Source organism: Naasia aerilata (assembly GCF_030296595.1).
GTDB classification, from domain to species: domain Bacteria; phylum Actinomycetota; class Actinomycetes; order Actinomycetales; family Microbacteriaceae; genus Naasia; species Naasia aerilata.
This window is the reverse complement of sequence record NZ_AP027731.1, coordinates 1807417-1823902: the sequence shown is the minus strand read 5'-3', so window position 1 is coordinate 1823902 and position 16486 is coordinate 1807417. Positions and strand designations below refer to the sequence as shown.

The window sequence follows — 16486 nt, the reverse complement described above, 5'->3', positions numbered from 1 at the left end:
CTGGGCCGGACTTGAGACCTCCACCCCGAGGAATCGCTGCTGATTTCGAGACGCCCGCTCCGCGGGCTCCTCAATCAGCGGGTCTCCTCACCACCGATGGTTGAGGAGCGCCGCAGGCGCGTCTCGAAACCAGGGCCGGACTTGAGAGCTCCACCCCGCGGAACCGCTGCTGATTTCGAGACGCCCGCTCCGCGGGGGCTCCTCAATCAGCGGAGTCCCCGGACCCTGACCCAGGAGCCCCTCTCGATACGATCGGGACCGCCGAGCGGAAGGGCGCAGCATGGCTGATGGGAACGGCGACGACCTCACCTGGATGACCGCGACGGAGATCGCGGAACGGGTGCGTGGAGGGCGGCTGAGCGCCGGCGACGTGGCTGAGCACTTCCTCGAGCGGATCGCGCGCCTCAACCCGGCGTTGAACGCGTTCGTGCATCACGACCCGGCCGAGGTGCGGCGGCGGGCGGCGACGATCGATGCCGCCGTCCGGTCGGGCGAGGATCCGGGACCCCTCGCGGGCGTCCCGTACTCCCTGAAGGAGAGCACGGCCGCTCGCGGTCTGCCCCACACCGGCGCGATGGCGGCGATGCGAGGCCACGTCGCCGACTTCGACGCCGTGGTCACGCGGCGCCTCCGAACGGCCGGCGGGCTCCTGATGGGCAAGACGAACCTGCCTGAGAACGGCTATCGCTGCGGCACGGACGGCCACCTCTACGGCGTCACCCGCAATCCGTGGAACCTCGATGCGTCGCCGGGCGGGTCGAGCGGGGGCGCGGCCGCCTCGGTCGCGGCGGGGCTGACCCCGCTCGCGGACGGCAGCGACGGCGCGGGATCGATCCGCGTTCCCGGGGCGATGTGCGGGCTCGTGGGCTTCAAGCCGAGCACCGGGCGCATCCCCCAGCAGCTCCTGCCGACGAGGTTCGCCACGTTCCTCTCGCACGGAATCCTCGCCCGCTCGGTGCCCGACGTCGCATTGATGCTCAACGTCGAGGCCGGGCCCGACGCGGCGGACCCGCTGAGCCTTCCCCGCGACAACATCGACTACGTGCGGGCGCTCACCGACGAGGGCGACGACGCAGGCCGCCCGCTCCGCGGCTGGCGCATCGCGTGGTCGCCCGACCTCGGCATCGGCGGCGACACCGATCCGGAGGTCCTCGATCTCTGCCAGTCCGCGGTCTCGGCGTTCGAAGAACTGGGCGCCACGGTGGTGACGGCCGCTCCGCCGTGGCCGAACCCGGAGGAGTCGATGTGGGACAGCGTCTGGCTGCCCGCGTATGCCCCCGACCTGGACGCCTACGACTGGGACGCGCTCCGACGCGACGGCGAGGTGGACGAGGAGCTCTACGAGATCGTCGCGGCCGGCGCCGCCGCGAGCGGCTCGCGCACGGCCGCGGCCGACATGGTGCGCGCTGGGGTCTATCGGGCCTTCGCCGCCTTTCTGTCCGAGCACGATCTGCTGGTCTCCCCCACCGTGCGAGTGCCCGGGTATCCGGCCGGGCGCTTCGGTCCCGCCCATTTGGACGGGGAGCCCCTCCGCCGGCGGATCCTCGGCTGGATCAACACCTACCCGTTCAACATGACCGGCACTCCCGCCATCACCGTTCCGGTAGGCCTCACCTCCGCGGGACTCCCGGTGGGGCTGCAGCTCGCGGGCGGGCACCTCGAGGACGCGAGAGTGCTCAGAGCGGCCGCCCGCTTCGAGTCGGCGCGTCCCTGGCGCCACCGCCCGCCTTTCAGCTGAGCGACTGCTCAAGGGCCGGCCGGACCGGCCGGCGGGCTCCACGCCGGCGAAGGGCGATCACACCGTGAGCACCTGGCCCGCCTCGGCGAGGCGATCGCGCAGGAGCCGGACGTCCACCGCTTGCACGGCAGTGCCGGAGTCCGCCGCCATCGCCGCGGCCACCCCGGCCGCGTGACCGAGCATCTGGTACTGCACCTCCATGCGGACCGACGAGAACGCGACGTGCGAGGCCGAGATGCAGACGGGCACCAGGAGGTTGTCGGCATCCTCGCGCCGGGGCGTGAGCGAGCGGTACGGGATGCCGTAGCGCGGCACCGGAACCGAGAGGTAGCCCTCGGTCACGACCATCCCGATCGGCCGCGGGTGCTCGTACACCCACCGCCACGCCCGCTGCACCTCCCGGATGTCGAGGTGGTACGACCCCAGCGCGACGCTGTCGTCCGGGACCGACCCCGACACGAGGTCGTGCTCGGTCAGCGTGTGCTCCCCGTGCATGCGCCGCGCCTCGCGCACGTACAGCTGGTGCGGGAAGTGGCCGGTGTCGGCGAACTCGTCGGCCGGCAGGCCCCAGCGCGAGAGCTCGCTCCGGATGTGTGCCGGCACGTCCGGATCGGAGGAGAGGAACCAGAGGAAGTCCTGGGCGTGGTGCAGGTGGTGCAGCCGCAGCTCCTCCCGACGGGCGGGCGCGGCCAGCGGGTACTCCCAGGCGGCGCCGTCCAGGACGCTGAGGGAGAAGGGGCCCAGGGAGTTCCCGTCCGCCTTGCCGTGCGGCAGGTTCTCCTCGAGTCCCAGCATCCGCCCGGCGGGTGGCACGGCTCCCGTCTGCTCCCAGTGCCGGAACAGCCGGCGCCCCAGCTCCCAGTGCGCCTCGTCGTAGCCGTCGCGGCGCGAGAACGGGATGCGGTCGGCCGCCGTGGTCAGGCACATGCGGTAGCCGTACGACATCACGCCGCCGTCGCCCGCCCCGACCGGGGCCAGCGGCTCGGGTTTGATCTGCGGCAGCAGCGGTCCCTCGTTGAGGCCCTCCTCGTCGCCCGCGAAGGGCGACACCCACGGCGGGAACACGTGCATGCCCGGCGCGAGCTCCTGCCGCCCGGCGAACCGCTCGCCGTACAGGGTCCGGTCCTCGCGTCCCACCGACGCCGGAACTCCCGCGAGCGCGAGCAGGTCGCCCTCGTAGCTCGCGTCGACGAACACGGCCGCGGGATGACGGCTCCCGTCGGCCGTCGTGACGGCGCGCACGTGTCCCGAGACCGTCTCCACGGATGCGATGCGGGCACCGAAGACGACCTCGACCCCGGCCCCCTCGAGCCACTCGAGGAAGATCCGCTCGGCGACGTGCGGCTCGGGACCCGCGTAGCGCCCGGGCGCGACGCCATAGTGCTCCGCGACGGCGTTCCGGAAGCGCGTCGCCATCCCGCCGAGCACGCGCGGGTCGCCGACGTCGGTGTAGCCGAGGCCGCCCGACGTCATCCCGCCCACGTGACGGCCGGGCTCGAGCAGGCGCACAGTGCTGCCGGCCTCGGCCGCGGCGACGGCGGCGCACACGCCGGCCGACGTCGCGCCGTAGACGAGGACGTCGCTCTCCGCCGCGGTCATTCCGCAACCTTCTGCACCGCGAACCGGGGCAGGTGCTCGGCGCCGGTCTCGAGCAGCAGCTGCTCGAGCCGGGTCACGAGGGACCACTGGCCGACGAGCGGGTGCGCGAGGAGAGCCTTGCGCAGCGCGACGCGGTCCCCGGTGACCGCGGCTTCCACCGCAAGCCGCTCGTAGGCCGACACGTGCTGGATCAGGCCGAGCAGCTCCGGGGCGACGGGTGCCTGCGGCAGCGGCGTCGCTCCGTCGCCGTCGATCCGGCAGAGCGTCTCGATGACGTCGTCGTCCGCGAGGCCCGCGATCGTTCCCGCGTTCCGGACGTTGACCACGTGGTTGTCCCCGGTCCCGGCGACGAGGGAGGCGAGCAGCGCAGTCGCCGCCTCGCTGTACCAGGCCCCTCCCCGCCGGTCGAGCTGCGGCGGCTTCTCGTCGACCCGCTCGTCGGCGTAGATCTCGAGAAGCTCCTTCTCCGTGTCGGCCACCACCTGCGCACGCGGCGTCTCCTGCTTCATCTGCCGGACCGCGGCGTCGTGCTCGTAGTAGTAGTGCAGGTAGTAGGAGGGCAGCACGCCGAGCTCGCGGATGAGCTCGCCCGCCACGCCGCCGCGGCGGCCGAGCCGCTCCCAGTCGCGCTCGATGAGGCCCGGGAGGATGTCCTCCCCGTCGACCCGGATGGCCCGGAACCAGCTGAGGTGATTGAGGCCGATCGGATCCACCTCGACCCGCCAGGGGTCGATCCCCGCTCCTCGGCGATCCAGCGCTGGACGCCGATGGCCGAGTTGCAGAGGCCGAGCGCCGCGTGGCCCGCGCCGAGCAGGGCCCGCGTGTTGATGCCGACCGGGTTGGTGAAGTCGATGAGGTGCGCTCGCGGCGCCGCGCGCCGAGCGGTCTCGTCCGCGATGTCGAGGACGACCGGCACGGTCCGCAGGGCCTTGGCGAGCCCGCCGGCACCGGTGGTCTCCTGGCCCACGCAGTCGCACTGCAGGGGGAACGTCTCGTCGCGGAGGCGCGCCGCCTGCCCGCCCACGCGCAGCTGGATCAGCACGGCGTCGGCCCCGTCGATCGCTGCGGACCGGTCGCCGGTGAGGGTGACCCCGACGTCCGAGCCCTGCTTCGCCAGCATCCTGCGCGCCATCCCGCCCACCACCTCGAGCCGCGGAAGGTCGGGGTCCATCAGCCAGAGCTCGTCGACCGGGAGCCGGTCCCGCTGGCGCCAGAGGCCCGATACGAGCTCGGGGGTGTAGGTCGAGCCTCCCCCGATGACGGCGATCTTCATTCCGGCTCCGTCCTCTCCATGTCGTTCTTCTGAGGATCATCGAGCCCCGGCACACCGCTCGGGCGGACGCCCGCCGACCGGCAGACCTCCCGCGCGACGCCGAGCACCGGGTCGCCCTCGAACCGGCGCGCGAGGATGCCGTGCGGAGCGAGCGCCGCCGTGACGCGCTCGGTGAAGTACGCGCTGCGGAACACGCCTCCCGCGAGGACCGCGGGGATGACTGCTGGGCGCTCATTCCCGTAGGCCTGCGCGGCCACGAGAAGAGCGAGCTCGACGACCTCGGCGCACGCCCGTTCGGCGACCTCGCTCGACGGGGTGTCCCCGTCCGCTGCCGCATCGAGCAGGGTCTGCGCGAGCGCCCCCACCTCCGCCGCGCCGACGCGCTCGTCGCGGATCGCTCGCGCCAGCTCCCGGTGGTCCGGCGCGCCGGTCGCCACGAGCACGCGGGTCTCGAGCACCGACCGCAGACCGCGCCCGTCGGCCGAGCGGTAGGCGATCCGCACCGCCTCGCGGCCCAGGTCGTGGCCGCCGCCCCACTCCCCGTCGACCACCCGAGCGCAGGATGGGTGCCCACGCCGCGCGGGCCGGCCGCCACGGCATTGAACCCCGCGCCGTAGATCACCGCGATGCCCGACCCGCCCGCGGCGTCGAGGACCGCTCGTGCGTCGCCCACGACCTGGAGCTCGGCGGCGGGCAGCAGCTCGGAGAGCGCCGACCGGTACGCCTCGGCGTCCTCGTCGAAGTCCAGGCCGGCCAGCGCGGCGGAACACCGCGTGATCGTGACGGGCGGGACTCTCGCCTCTGCGAGCATCGCGGCGAGCACGGAGGCCACGTGCGCGGGACCGGCGCCGCTGCCCGGGGCTCGCAGCCGGGCGACGAACACGCCACAGGGATCGAGGAGGACGGCGTCGGTCTTGGAATTTCCGCCGTCGATGGCGAGGAGCACGCTTCGATGCTCCCACCGCTTCGCCGTCCACCCGACCACATCGAAGAGAATCGGCCCCGGCGAGCGGCCGATCCCTTGCGGTCGGCGCGCGGCAGCCGGCTTCTCGGTGATTCGGCCAGCACCACTGGGCAGGCGGAGGTGCGCTTGCAGGAACAGGGCGGGAGCGGCGGAGACGAGCGCCTCTGGCGGGCCCGGACGGCGGGGCCTACCGTGGAGGCCGAGCGAGGAGGAGCAGCATGAGCGACCCGTTCGACCCGGTTCCCGTCGAGGACAAGGTGGATGCCTACCGCTCGTCGCTGCCCCCGGAGCCCGATGAGGAGCGCCCGGTGGCGGAGCCTGTCGACGATCCGGAGGCTCCTCTCGACTCGGGGGACGACCTCCTCGCGGATGACTGGGACGCCGGAGCTCCCGCCGAGCGCCCCGACCCGGAGTAGTGCGCTCCCCGCCGATGCCCGCCGATCGCCTACCGATCCGGAGGGGCGGGTGTCAACCCTGTCTGGGAGAAGCCGGGGAGATTCCCGACCGTCCGGACGCCGCGCGTAGCGTGAAGACCACCCCTTCCCTGCCCGCTACCCTTCGGAAAGGAGCCTCATGGCTCAGGTCATCGAAACAGTCGACGTGGATGTCCCCGTCAGCACCGCGTACAACCAGTGGACGCAGTTCGAGTCGTTCCCCAAGTTCCTCAGCTTCGTGGAGCAGATCACGCAGATCGACGACACGCACAACCACTGGAAGGTGAAGATCGGCGGCGTGGAGCGCGAATTCGACGCCGAGATCACCGAACAGCACCCGGATGAGCGGGTGGCCTGGAACAGCATCACCGGCAAGGACGCGCACGCCGGCGTCGTCACGTTCCACAAGCTGAGCGATACGACCTCGCGCGTGACGGTTCAGATCGACTGGAAGCCGGAAGGCCTCGTCGAGAAGGTGGGCGACGCTCTCGGCTTCGACGAGCGAGCCGTCAAGAAGGACCTCAAGAACTTCAAGGAGTTCATCGAGAGCCGGGGCGTCGAAGAGGGCGCCTGGCGAGGCGACGTCTCCAACTGACGATCTCCTCCGAACGCCCGGTCCCGCAGCGGGGCCGGGCGTTCTCTCGTTTCGCGGCCACCCTGTGCTGGCGTGCGACGGCGTCCTCAACATGGAGGACAGAACGGTCTAGGGCAGGGGTACGAGCACAGCGGCGACTAGGACCTAAGTCCCCCGCAAAGTCGGCCGATATGGGGACAGTGCTGTCACCCATAATGAGACAGGCGTCTGATCACCGCTTTTCTTCACAGCGTACCTCGCACGGGTGGCACCCAGACTGGGCTCTGTCCCCCTCTTGTCCCCCCTAGTGCGGACACGGCATTCTCTTAGTCGGGGGACAAAAGCCCAGACGGACCAGCCTGGTCCTGATGGCAGTCCACTTACCAAGACCCGGCGAAAGCCGCAGCCACCCGTAACGAAGGAAGCCATCATGAACAAGCTCGTCAAGGGCGCAATCGCCGGAGCCGCCGGCATCGCCCTTCTCCTCGGCGGCGCCGGGACGTTCGCACTCTGGAACTCCAGCGCCACCCTCTCCGCGCCCAGCATCTCCGCCGGCACCCTCGCCCTCACCAGCAACAACAACGGGGTGTGGAAGAAGCTCGACGGCAGCGCCTGGACCGCCGCGACCGACAAGATCATCCCCGGCACCACGCTGGTCTACACCCAGACCCTCACCGTCAACGCGGTGGGCAACGGCCTCAAGGCCGACCTCACCTACTCCGGCATGACCGGCAGCGGCGCCCTCGACACCTACATCACCAAGACCCTCGAGGTCACCTCCGCCACCGCCACCGTGACCGGCAGCACGCTGTCCTTCACCCCCGGCACCTCGACCGTGAACGTCAAGCTCACCGTCGTCTTCCCCTCCACCGTCACCGGCACCCAGGGCCAGTCCGCTCAGCTCGACCTCAGCGCCCTCACCTTCACCCTCACCCAGACCCCGTAACTGGGAGGCGTGCCCCGCCCGCCGGGCGGGGCACGCCCATGTCTCCGCTTCACCTGACGACCACCACTGGGGAGGACTGGTCCGAATGAGCTTCGCTCTCGATGGAATGCGCGCCATGACGGCCCGGTTCCGCAGCCGGAAGGGTGCCACCCGCAGCATGCGGCGCACCGGCACCGCGGCCACCGCGCTCGTCGCCGGCGGCATCGTCCTCTCCCTCGCCTCGGCCGGAGGCACCACCGCCCTCTGGACCGGGTCCGTCTCGATCACCGCACCCTCGATCAGGTCCGGGTCGATCACGGCCCTGCTCTCCGGATTCACGGGCCTGAGCACCACGTTCACGAGCGGCTCGCTCACCAAGACCTCCTACATCCAGGTCGGCAACAGCGGCGTGACGAACGCGCAGTACTCCGCGCAGCTCGGCCTCGGCGCCGGCTCCGCCTCCACGCTCGCGGGTACCACGACCGTCACGCTCTGGCCCTCCTACGACGCGGCGAGCTGCACAGAGACCGCCGTCCCGTCCTACGCCGCGACCTACGCCTGGAACGCCGTTCCCGTGTTCACCGGCTCCCTGCCGGCCGGCACCAGCGGCTTCTACTGCCTGCGCTCGCGCACGGCCGCCTCGAACCTCACGACCACGGCGAGCATCACGCCGCAGATCACGGTCACCCTGACGCTGCCGAACACGGGCTGGTCGAGCACCGCCACCGCGAGTGCGACCGAGACCGTCGTGCCGGATCCTGCGGTCGTCGGCAGCGAGTACACCGACGCCGTCCGCGCCGACGGCGCCACCGACTACTGGCGCCTCGGGGAGGCGAGCGGCAGCATCTTCTACGACCTCGTCGGCGGCGACGACGCCTACGCCGGATCGGGGACGACGCGCGGCATCGCCGGCGCACTCTCCGGCGACACCAACACGGCGACGACCTTCTCCGGCGACGCCAACGGCACCGCGGGCACCCGGAATCTCATTGCCGGGCCGCAGTCCTTCGCGGTCGAGGCCTGGTTCAAGACGACCAGCACCACCGGCGGCAAGATCGTCGGCTTCGGCAGCAGCAGCACGGGACTCTCCGGCAGCTACGACCGCCACGTCTACCTCGACGCGGCCGGGCACGTCGTCTGGGGCGTGTGGCCGGGCTACAGCAGCACAGTGACCACATCGGGCGTCTACAACGACGGCCAGTGGCACCACGTCGTCGGCAACCTCAGCGCGTCCGGGCAGCAGCTCTACGTCGACGGCGCTCTCATCGGCACGACGAGCGTCACCTCGGCGCAGGCCTACACGGGCTACTGGCGCATCGGCGGCGACTCGCCCTGGGCCGGCGACGCGTACTTCGACGGCACGATCGACGAGGTCGCGGTCTACTCCGGACCGCTGAGCTCCCGTGCAGTCGCCAACCACTACAACCTCTCCGGACGAGGCGCTTACCCGGCTTCGGTCGGCGACCCCTACGGGTCGACCGTCTATGCGGACGCCCCGACGCTCTACTGGCGCCTCGGCGACAGCACCGCCAGCACGGCGGCGGACTCGAGCGGGAACGCGCACCCTGGCGCCTACTCGGGCGCGGTGACGACCGGAGCCGCAGGCGCGGTGCCGGGCACCCGGAACACCGCAGCGTCCTTCGGGGGCGGCAACGGGCTCGTCGCCAGCACCCAGCTCTTCAGCAACCCGCAGAACTATTCGATCGAGGCGTGGTTCAGCACCACGTCGACGACCGGCGGCAAGCTCGTGGGCTTCGGCAACTCCCAGTCGGGCACCTCGAGCAACTACGACCGCCACGTGTACCTGCAGAACGACGGCAAGGTGGTGTTCGGCACCTACCCGGGCAGCATCCAGACCGTCGCCACGCCCAGCGCGTACAACGACGGCCTGTGGCACCACGTCGTCGCCACGCAGTCGGCCGCGGGGATGCAGCTCTACGTCGACGGGCAGTACATCGGCTCGAACTCCGCCACCACGCCCCAGAACTACGACGGCTACTGGCGAGTGGGCGGCGACAACCTCAACTCCTGGACGAACGCGCCGACGAGCCAGTACGTGACGGCGAAGATCGACGAGGTCGCCATCTACGGCGCCGCGCTCAGCTCCGCTCAGATCAAGCGGCACTACTCCGTGGCCACCGGCACCCCCGCCGCCGCCTTCACCGGGACGACGAGCAGCCTCACGGCCTCGCTCGACGGATCCGCCTCCAGCGACTACGACGGCGCCATCGCCGGCTGGTCGTGGAACTTCGGCGACGGAACCGCCGCAGGGACCGGCGCCACGGTCGCGCACACCTATGCATCCCCCGGCACCTACACCGCGACCCTCACGGTCACCGACAACGCCGGGCGCACCGACACCGCCAAGCGCAGCTTCTCGGTGGCCGACACCACCGCCCCGACTGTCCCGGGCACGCCTGTCGTCGCATCGAACACCGGCACGACGGTCAGCCTGACCTGGCCGGCATCCACGGATGACGTCGCGGTGAGCGGCTACGACGTCTACCGCAACGGAGCGTTCGTCACGACGACGGCCACGAACAGCTACACGGACACGGGACGGACCCTGGGTACGGCGTACACCTACGCCGTCAAGGCACGGGATGCGTCGGGCAACATCTCGGCGGCCTCGGCGACCACGTCGGTCACGACCTACGCCGTCAACACGGCCGCGTGGTACCAGGTGAAGGGCGTGAACAGCCTGAAGTGCCTCACGACCTCGGGAACGGCGAGCCCGTCCTCCCTCCAGCTCTACCCGTGCGCCTCGCCGGCCGGAACCACCCAGACGTACCGGTTCGCCCCGGCGAGCACCGGCGGCTACTTCACGGTGATCCCGGCCAACGCGACGACCCTCGCCTGGGACGTCAACACCGCGGGCTCCACCGACGGCCTCGAGGTGTACGCCTACAGCCAGCACGGCGGGAGCAACCAGCAGTGGCTGCCCACCCGGCAGAGCGACGGGTCGTACACGTTCACCGCGCTGAACAGCGGCAAGTGCCTCGACGTGCCGAACAACCTCACCACCGACGGGACCAAGATGCAGCAGTACACCTGCAGCGCGAACAACACGGCACAGATGTTCACCCTGGTGGTGGCGCCGTGATCGCGGCGGTCCGGCTGGCGACCCTGGCCACGGTCTCGGCGGTGGGCATCGCCCTCGCCCTGGCCGCGCAGGCCTCCCCGCCTCGGCGGCCGAGCAGCCCGCCGGCGCCCTGATCAGCCTCGACGGGTCCACCTTCTCGCCCACTCCGGCCGGGAGCCTGTTCCCCACCGGCGTCGTGCTCATCCCCGGCGGGACCGCGGACGCGACCTTCTGGGTCCGCAACTCCTCCGCCGCCCCCGCCGACCTGCGCATCGCCATCGCCGACGCCACCGCAACCGCCAGCGCGTTCATCGAGTCCCTCACCCTGCAGGCCGCGACCCCGACCACCCCGGCCGGCGCAGCCGTGCCCCTCTCCGGCGGAGACTGCACACCCGTCCTCACCGGCGAGATCCTGCCCGCCGGCGCCACCACCCAGGTCCACATCGTGCTCGCCATGTCCCCGGACAGCGACAACGCCGGCCAGGGCGCCACCGCCGACGCCCGCCTGGCCGTCTCCCTCTCCGAAACCACCGGCGGAACCTCCCTGCCCCCCAACTGCGACACCACCACCGGCACCCCCACCACCACCGGCGGCACCACCGCAGACGGCACCAGCGGGGGCACGGGCGCAGGCACCGACACGGCGGCTTCGCGCACGGCGGAGAGCTCGGGCAGCGAGGTCGCCATCCTGGCCGCCCCGTCCGGTGCCGCGGTCGACTCCGGGTCCGCGGGGACGGCCACCGAAAGCGCCCCGGCGCTCACGCTGCCGACCCTCCCCTTCGCCGGCCAGCCCGCCATGCTCCCAGGCCTGCTCGCCGGACTCGGCATCCTCGCCGCAGCCGTGGCGGCGTTCATCCTCGTCCTGCGTCGGCGCCGGACCGAGTAGTCCGGCGGGACAGCCCTGCAGGCTCCCGCCGAGCGCAAGCTCGTTCTCCGGGCGTCGGAGATTGCTCCCTCGTCGGCTCGGACCGACCTGTCTGTTGTCGGGGTACTGAGCGGCGCGCCCTATGGAAATCTCGGCGCCGAGGAGTCCGCTGTTATGCGGACAAGTGCCTAGATTGTACGTGTTATGGCTCTGATCAGGCTATTTTCGCATTCCGTCCCCTTGTTGGGTGGCACCCAGACTGGGCTCTGTCCCCCTCTTGTCCCCCCTAGTGCGGACACGGCATTCTCTTAGTCGGGGGACAAAAGCCCAGACGGACCAGCCTGGTCCTGATGGCAGTCCACTTACCAAGACCCGGCGAAAGCCGCAGCCACCCGTAACGAAGGAAGCCATCATGAACAAGCTCGTCAAGGGCGCAATCGCCGGAGCCGCCGGCATCGCCCTTCTCCTCGGCGGCGCCGGGACGTTCGCACTCTGGAACTCCAGCGCCACCCTCTCCGCGCCCAGCATCTCCGCCGGCACCCTCGCCCTCACCAGCAACAACAACGGGGTGTGGAAGAAGCTCGACGGCAGCGCCTGGACCGCCGCGACCGACAAGATCATCCCCGGCACCACGCTGGTCTACACCCAGACCCTCACCGTCAACGCGGTGGGCAACGGCCTCAAGGCCGACCTCACCTACTCCGGCATGACCGGCAGCGGCGCCCTCGACACCTACGTCACCAAGACCCTCGAGGTCACCTCCGCCACCGCCACCGTGACCGGCAGCACGCTGTCCTTCACCCCCGGCACCTCGACCGTGAACGTCAAGCTCACCGTCGTCTTCCCCTCCACCGTCACCGGCACCCAGGGCCAGTCCGCTCAGCTCGACCTCAGCGCCCTCACCTTCACCCTCACCCAGACCCCGTAACTGGGGCCAGACACCCCCGCCAACGGGGAGCGTGCCCCGCCCTCTCGGCGGGGCACGCTTGTATCACAGACCACCACTGGGGAGGAATGGTCCGAATGAGCTCCGCCACCGACGCGATGCGCGCCCTTGTCGCGCGCGTCCGCGGCCGGAAGGGTGCGGTCCGCACGCTGCGGCGCTCGAGCACCGCCACCGCGCTCGTCGCCGGCGGCGTCCTCCTCTCCCTCACCGCCACGGGCGGCACCTCCGCGCTCTGGACCGGGTCCGTCTCCATCACGGCTCCGTCGATCAAGTCGGGATCCATCACCGCCCTCCTCACCGGATGGACCGGCCTCAGCACCTCCTTCACCAGCAGCTCGCTCACGAAGACCTCCTACGTCCAGATCGGCAACACCGGGGTCACCAACGCGAACTACTCCGCCCAGCTCACCCTGGGTGCCGGCAGCTCCTCGTCTCTCGCCGGAACGACCTGGGTCACCCTGTGGACCACGGCCGACCCGGCGAACTGCACGGAGTCCGCGGTCCCCACCTATAGCGCGACGTACGCGTGGAATGCGGTCCCGGTGTTCACCGGATCCCTTCCTGCCGGCACCATCGGCTACAACTGCGTGCGCTCGCGCACGGCGGCCTCGAATCTGTCGTCAGTGGCCTCACTGTTCCCGCAGATCACCGTGACCCTCAGCGTGCCGAACACCGGCTGGACGAGCACCGCAAGCGCAAGCGCCACCGAGACCACCACCGCCGACCCGGCCGTGACGGGCAACGAGTACACCGACGCGGTGCGCGCCGACGGCGCCACCAACTACTGGCGCCTGGGCGAGCCCAGCGGCAGCGTGCTCTACGACCTCGTCGGCAGCGACGACGCCTACGCCGGCACCGGGCTCACCCGTGGCCTCGCCGGCGCTCTGACCGCGGACAGCAACACCGCCACCACCTTCTCCGGCGACGCGAACGGCACGGCGGGCACTCGCAACCTCATCTCCGGCCCGCAGTCGTTCGCGGTCGAGGCCTGGTTCAAGACGACCAGCACCACCGGCGGCAAGATCGTCGGCTTCGGCAGCAGCAGCACGGGGCTGTCGAGCAGCTACGACCGCCACCTCTACCTCGACGCTGCCGGGCACGTCGTCTGGGGCGTTTGGCCGGGCTATTCCAGCACGGTCACCACGTCCGGCGTCTACAACAACGGCCAGTGGCACCACGTCGTCGGCAACCTCAGCGCCTCCGGGCAGCAGCTCTACGTCGACGGCACGCTGATCGGCTCCACCTCGGTCACGTCCGCCCAGGCCTACTCGGGCTACTGGCGCATCGGCGGCGACAGCTCGTGGGCCGGCGACCAGTACTTCGACGGCACGATCGACGAGGTCGCGGTCTACTCCGCCCCCTCAGCGCGCGGGCCGTCGGCACCCACTACAACCTCTCCGGACGCGGTGCCTATCCGGCTGCCGTCGGCGATCCGTACGGCTCGACCGTGTACGGCGATTCGCCCTCGATCTACTGGCGCCTCGGCGACAGCAGCGGCTCCACCACCGCCGTCGACTCGAGCGCGACCGGCACCAACACGGGCCTCTACTCCGGGAACGTCACCAAGCCGGTCACCGGCGCGATCCCCGGCACGCGCAACACGGCGGCCTCCTTCGGCGGCACCAACGGCCTCGTCGCGACGCAGACTGCGGTGACGGCTCCGGACACGTTCTCGCTCGAGCTCTGGTTCAACACCACCTCCACGGCGGGCGGCAAGCTGATCGGCTTCGGCAACGCCGCGACCGGCGCCTCGTCGACCTACGACCGGCACATCTGGCTCGACAACGCAGGCAAGCTCAACTTCGGCGTGTACACGGGCGCCAGCAACACCATCACCTCCACATCCGCGTACAACGACGGCCAGTGGCACCACGTGGTGGCCACGCTCAGCAGCGGAGGGATGCTCCTGTACGCCGACAGCGTCCGCGTCGGCGCCAACGCCGGTGTGACGACCGGGCAGGGCAACACCGGCTACTGGCGAGTGGGAGGCGACAGCACCTGGGGCGGCGCCCAGTACGTGACGGCCAAGATCGACGAGGTCGCCATCTACGGCGCCGCACTGAGCTCGACCCAGATCAAGCGCCACTATGCGTCCGCGACGGGCGTGCCGGCTGCGACCTTCACCTCGACGATGTCCGGCCTCGCCGGGACCTTCGACGGCACCGGATCCGTCGACTATGACGGCTCCATCGCCGGCTGGTCGTGGAACTTCGGCGACGGGACCGCGGCGGGGACGGGCGCGACCGTGTCGCACACCTACGCCTCCCCGGCAGCTACACCGTGACGCTCACCGTCACCGACAACGCCGGGCGCACCGACGCGGCGACCCGCGGCATCACCGCCACCGACACCACCGCGCCCACGGCTCCCGGCACTCCGGCGATCACGTCGAACACCGGCACCACGGTGGGCCTCAACTGGACCGCCTCGACCGACAACGTCGCCGTGAGCGGCTACGACGTGTATCGGAACGGCGCCTTCGTGACCACGACGGCGACGAACAGCTACACCGACACCGGTCGCGCGCTCAACACCGCCTACTCCTACACGATCAAGGCGCGGGATGCGTCGGGCAACATCTCCGGCTCGTCCGCGTCGACCTCGGTCACGACCTATCCCGTGAACACGGCGGCCTGGTACCAGGTCCAGGGCGTCGGCAGCGGCAAGTGCCTGACCGTCGGCGGCAGCGCCGACCAGTCGGGTCTGCAGATCTTCGGGTGCACCTCGCCCTCGGGCACCACCCAGAAGTTCAAGTTCACGCCGACGAGCAACGGCTACTTCACCGTCTCGGTCAGCAGCGCGCCGTCGCTAGCGTGGGATGTCAGCGGGGCCAGCACGGCCGACTCTGCCGTCGTCTACATGTCAACGCTGCACGGCGGAAGCAACCAGCAGTGGAAGCCGACCCCGAGCGGCGCGTCCTTCACGCTCACCGCCCTCAACAGCGGCAAGTGCCTGGACGTGCCCAACAACATCACGAACGACGGCACCCAGGTGCAGCAGTACACCTGCAACACCACGAGCGCCCAGCTGTGGAACCTGGTGGTGGCGCCGTGATCGCGGCGGTCCGGCTGGCGACCCTGGCCACGGTCTCGGCGGTGGGCATCGCCCTCGCCCTGGCCGCTCAGGCCTCGCCCGCCTCGGCGGCCGAGGAGCCCGCCGGCGCCCTGATCAGCCTCGACGGGTCCACCTTCTCGCCCACCCCGGCCGGGAGCCTGTTCCCCACCGGCGTCGTGCTCATCCCCGGCGGCACCGCGGACGCGACCTTCTGGGTCCGCAACTCCTCCGCCGCACCCGCAGACCTGCGCATCGCCATCGCCGACGTCACCGCAACCGCCAGCGCGTTCATCGAGTCCCTCACCCTGCAGGCCGCGACCCCGACCACCCCGGCCGGCGACGCCGTTCCCCTCTCCGGCGGAGACTGCACCCCCGTCCTCACCGGCGAGATCCTGCCCGCCGGCGCCACCACCCAGGTCCACATCGTGCTCGCCATGTCCCCGGACAGCGACAACGCCGGCCAAGGCGCCACCGCCGACGCCCGCCTGGCCGTCTCCCTCTCCGAAACCACCGGCGGAACCTCCCTGCCCCCCAACTGCGACACCACCACCGGCACCCCCACCACCACCGGCAGCACCACCACAGGCGGCACCAGCGAGGGCACGGCGGACGCCGCGACAGACGACGAGGGTCAGGACACCGCCGACGCCGAGGTGGCGATCCTCGCTTCACCCTCCAGCGGTGCCGCGAGCGCGCCCGCGCCGTCTCCGGCTGCCAGCGAGGATGCGCCGGCTTTCACGCTGCCGACCCTCCCCTTCGCCGGCCAGCCCGCCATGCTCCCGGGCCTGCTCGCCGGACTCGGCATCCTCGCCGCGGCCGCCGCGGCGTTCGTCCTGGTGCTCAAGAGGAAGCGAAACGCAGAGTGACCGTCACGCAGGGCGCTTCGGCGCCTCCAGAGCTCTCCGCCGCGCCCGACAAGGGGCTCTGGCACTACCTCAGCCGCGGAATCGGCTGGGGGCTCCTGTCCGTCGTTCTGCTCCTCGGGATCGTCGTGGTCGGCGTCCCGGCCGTGACGGGCTCCACCCCCTGACG

At 71.1% G+C, this 16486-nt stretch carries 15 protein-coding genes and 1 pseudogene; 12 read left to right on the top strand and 4 right to left on the bottom strand.

Annotated elements, in window-relative coordinates:
• Positions 1-280: 280 nt before the first annotated feature.
• The gene (locus QUE51_RS09630) at positions 281-1738 is read left to right on the top strand and encodes an amidase (protein WP_286276180.1); all 1458 of its coding nucleotides are present in this window, start codon (positions 281-283) and stop codon (positions 1736-1738) included.
• A gap of 57 nt (positions 1739-1795) precedes the next feature.
• On the opposite strand, the gene QUE51_RS09625 is transcribed toward QUE51_RS09630, so the two are convergent.
• The 4 genes and pseudogenes from QUE51_RS09625 to QUE51_RS09610 form a co-directional block, all read right to left on the bottom strand.
• Positions 1796-3337 (bottom strand): FAD-dependent oxidoreductase, encoded by a 1542-nt coding sequence (locus QUE51_RS09625; protein WP_286276179.1) that lies wholly within the window; start codon positions 3335-3337, stop codon positions 1796-1798.
• Positions 3334-4050: a family 4 glycosyl hydrolase gene (locus tag QUE51_RS09620; RefSeq protein ID WP_286276178.1), complete on the bottom strand. Its 717-nt coding sequence runs from the start codon at positions 4048-4050 to the stop codon at positions 3334-3336. The genes QUE51_RS09625 and QUE51_RS09620 overlap by 4 nt, the downstream gene beginning before the upstream one ends.
• Before the next feature lie 89 nt (positions 4051-4139).
• Positions 4140-4610 (bottom strand): annotated as a pseudogene (locus QUE51_RS09615) (family 4 glycosyl hydrolase); the annotation flags it as partial.
• Entirely contained in the window at positions 4607-5161 is a 555-nt protein-coding gene (locus QUE51_RS09610) for a hypothetical protein (protein WP_286276177.1), read from the bottom strand. The pseudogene QUE51_RS09615 and the gene QUE51_RS09610, both read right to left, overlap by 4 nt.
• 631 nt (positions 5162-5792) lie before the next feature.
• On the opposite strand from QUE51_RS09610, the gene QUE51_RS09605 reads away from it, so the two are divergent.
• From QUE51_RS09605 to QUE51_RS09555, 11 genes are all read left to right on the top strand, one after another.
• A complete protein-coding gene (locus tag QUE51_RS09605; RefSeq protein WP_286276174.1) occupies positions 5793-5990 on the top strand; it encodes a hypothetical protein in 198 nt (65 codons plus the stop codon).
• Positions 5991-6147: 157 nt separating this feature from the next.
• A complete protein-coding gene (locus QUE51_RS09600) occupies positions 6148-6603 on the top strand; it encodes an SRPBCC family protein (protein WP_286276173.1) in 456 nt (151 codons plus the stop codon).
• 409 nt (positions 6604-7012) lie between these two features.
• Positions 7013-7528, top strand: a complete 516-nt coding sequence (locus QUE51_RS09595) for an alternate-type signal peptide domain-containing protein (protein WP_286276172.1) — start codon at positions 7013-7015, stop codon at positions 7526-7528.
• An 85-nt stretch (positions 7529-7613) separates the two neighbouring features.
• A complete protein-coding gene (locus QUE51_RS09590; protein ID WP_286276171.1) occupies positions 7614-10610 on the top strand; it encodes a LamG-like jellyroll fold domain-containing protein in 2997 nt (998 codons plus the stop codon).
• A gap of 175 nt (positions 10611-10785) precedes the next feature.
• Positions 10786-11475 (top strand): hypothetical protein, encoded by a 690-nt coding sequence (locus tag QUE51_RS09585; protein ID WP_286276170.1) that lies wholly within the window; start codon positions 10786-10788, stop codon positions 11473-11475.
• Between the two features lie 391 nt (positions 11476-11866).
• Entirely contained in the window at positions 11867-12382 is a 516-nt protein-coding gene (locus QUE51_RS09580) for an alternate-type signal peptide domain-containing protein (RefSeq protein ID WP_286276169.1), read from the top strand.
• Between the two features lie 95 nt (positions 12383-12477).
• Positions 12478-14055, top strand: coding sequence for a LamG-like jellyroll fold domain-containing protein (locus tag QUE51_RS09575; protein ID WP_286276168.1), 1578 nt, complete (start codon positions 12478-12480; stop codon positions 14053-14055).
• Entirely contained in the window at positions 14052-14684 is a 633-nt protein-coding gene (locus tag QUE51_RS09570) for a LamG-like jellyroll fold domain-containing protein (protein WP_286276167.1), read from the top strand. Before QUE51_RS09575 ends, QUE51_RS09570 begins: the two co-directional genes overlap by 4 nt.
• Entirely contained in the window at positions 14681-15454 is a 774-nt protein-coding gene (locus QUE51_RS09565; protein ID WP_286276166.1) for an RICIN domain-containing protein, read from the top strand. Before QUE51_RS09570 ends, QUE51_RS09565 begins: the two co-directional genes overlap by 4 nt.
• Positions 15451-16320: a hypothetical protein gene (locus tag QUE51_RS09560; RefSeq protein ID WP_286276165.1), complete on the top strand. Its 870-nt coding sequence runs from the start codon at positions 15451-15453 to the stop codon at positions 16318-16320. Before QUE51_RS09565 ends, QUE51_RS09560 begins: the two co-directional genes overlap by 4 nt.
• Entirely contained in the window at positions 16317-16484 is a 168-nt protein-coding gene (locus QUE51_RS09555) for a hypothetical protein (RefSeq protein ID WP_286276164.1), read from the top strand. Before QUE51_RS09560 ends, QUE51_RS09555 begins: the two co-directional genes overlap by 4 nt.
• The last annotated feature ends 2 nt before the right edge of the window (positions 16485-16486 follow it).

Excerpts from the sequence above, each read along its gene's own strand:
- QUE51_RS09630 (WP_286276180.1), top strand. The coding sequence starts at position 281 with ATGGCTGATGGGAACGGCGACGACCTCACCTGGATGACCGCGACGGAG.
- QUE51_RS09625 (WP_286276179.1), bottom strand. The coding sequence starts at position 3,337 with ATGACCGCGGCGGAGAGCGACGTCCTCGTCTACGGCGCGACGTCGGCC.
- QUE51_RS09605 (WP_286276174.1), top strand. The coding sequence starts at position 5,793 with ATGAGCGACCCGTTCGACCCGGTTCCCGTCGAGGACAAGGTGGATGCC.
- QUE51_RS09600 (WP_286276173.1), top strand. The coding sequence starts at position 6,148 with ATGGCTCAGGTCATCGAAACAGTCGACGTGGATGTCCCCGTCAGCACC.
- QUE51_RS09595 (WP_286276172.1), top strand. The coding sequence starts at position 7,013 with ATGAACAAGCTCGTCAAGGGCGCAATCGCCGGAGCCGCCGGCATCGCC.
- QUE51_RS09590 (WP_286276171.1), top strand. The coding sequence starts at position 7,614 with ATGAGCTTCGCTCTCGATGGAATGCGCGCCATGACGGCCCGGTTCCGC.
- QUE51_RS09580 (WP_286276169.1), top strand. The coding sequence starts at position 11,867 with ATGAACAAGCTCGTCAAGGGCGCAATCGCCGGAGCCGCCGGCATCGCC.
- QUE51_RS09575 (WP_286276168.1), top strand. The coding sequence starts at position 12,478 with ATGAGCTCCGCCACCGACGCGATGCGCGCCCTTGTCGCGCGCGTCCGC.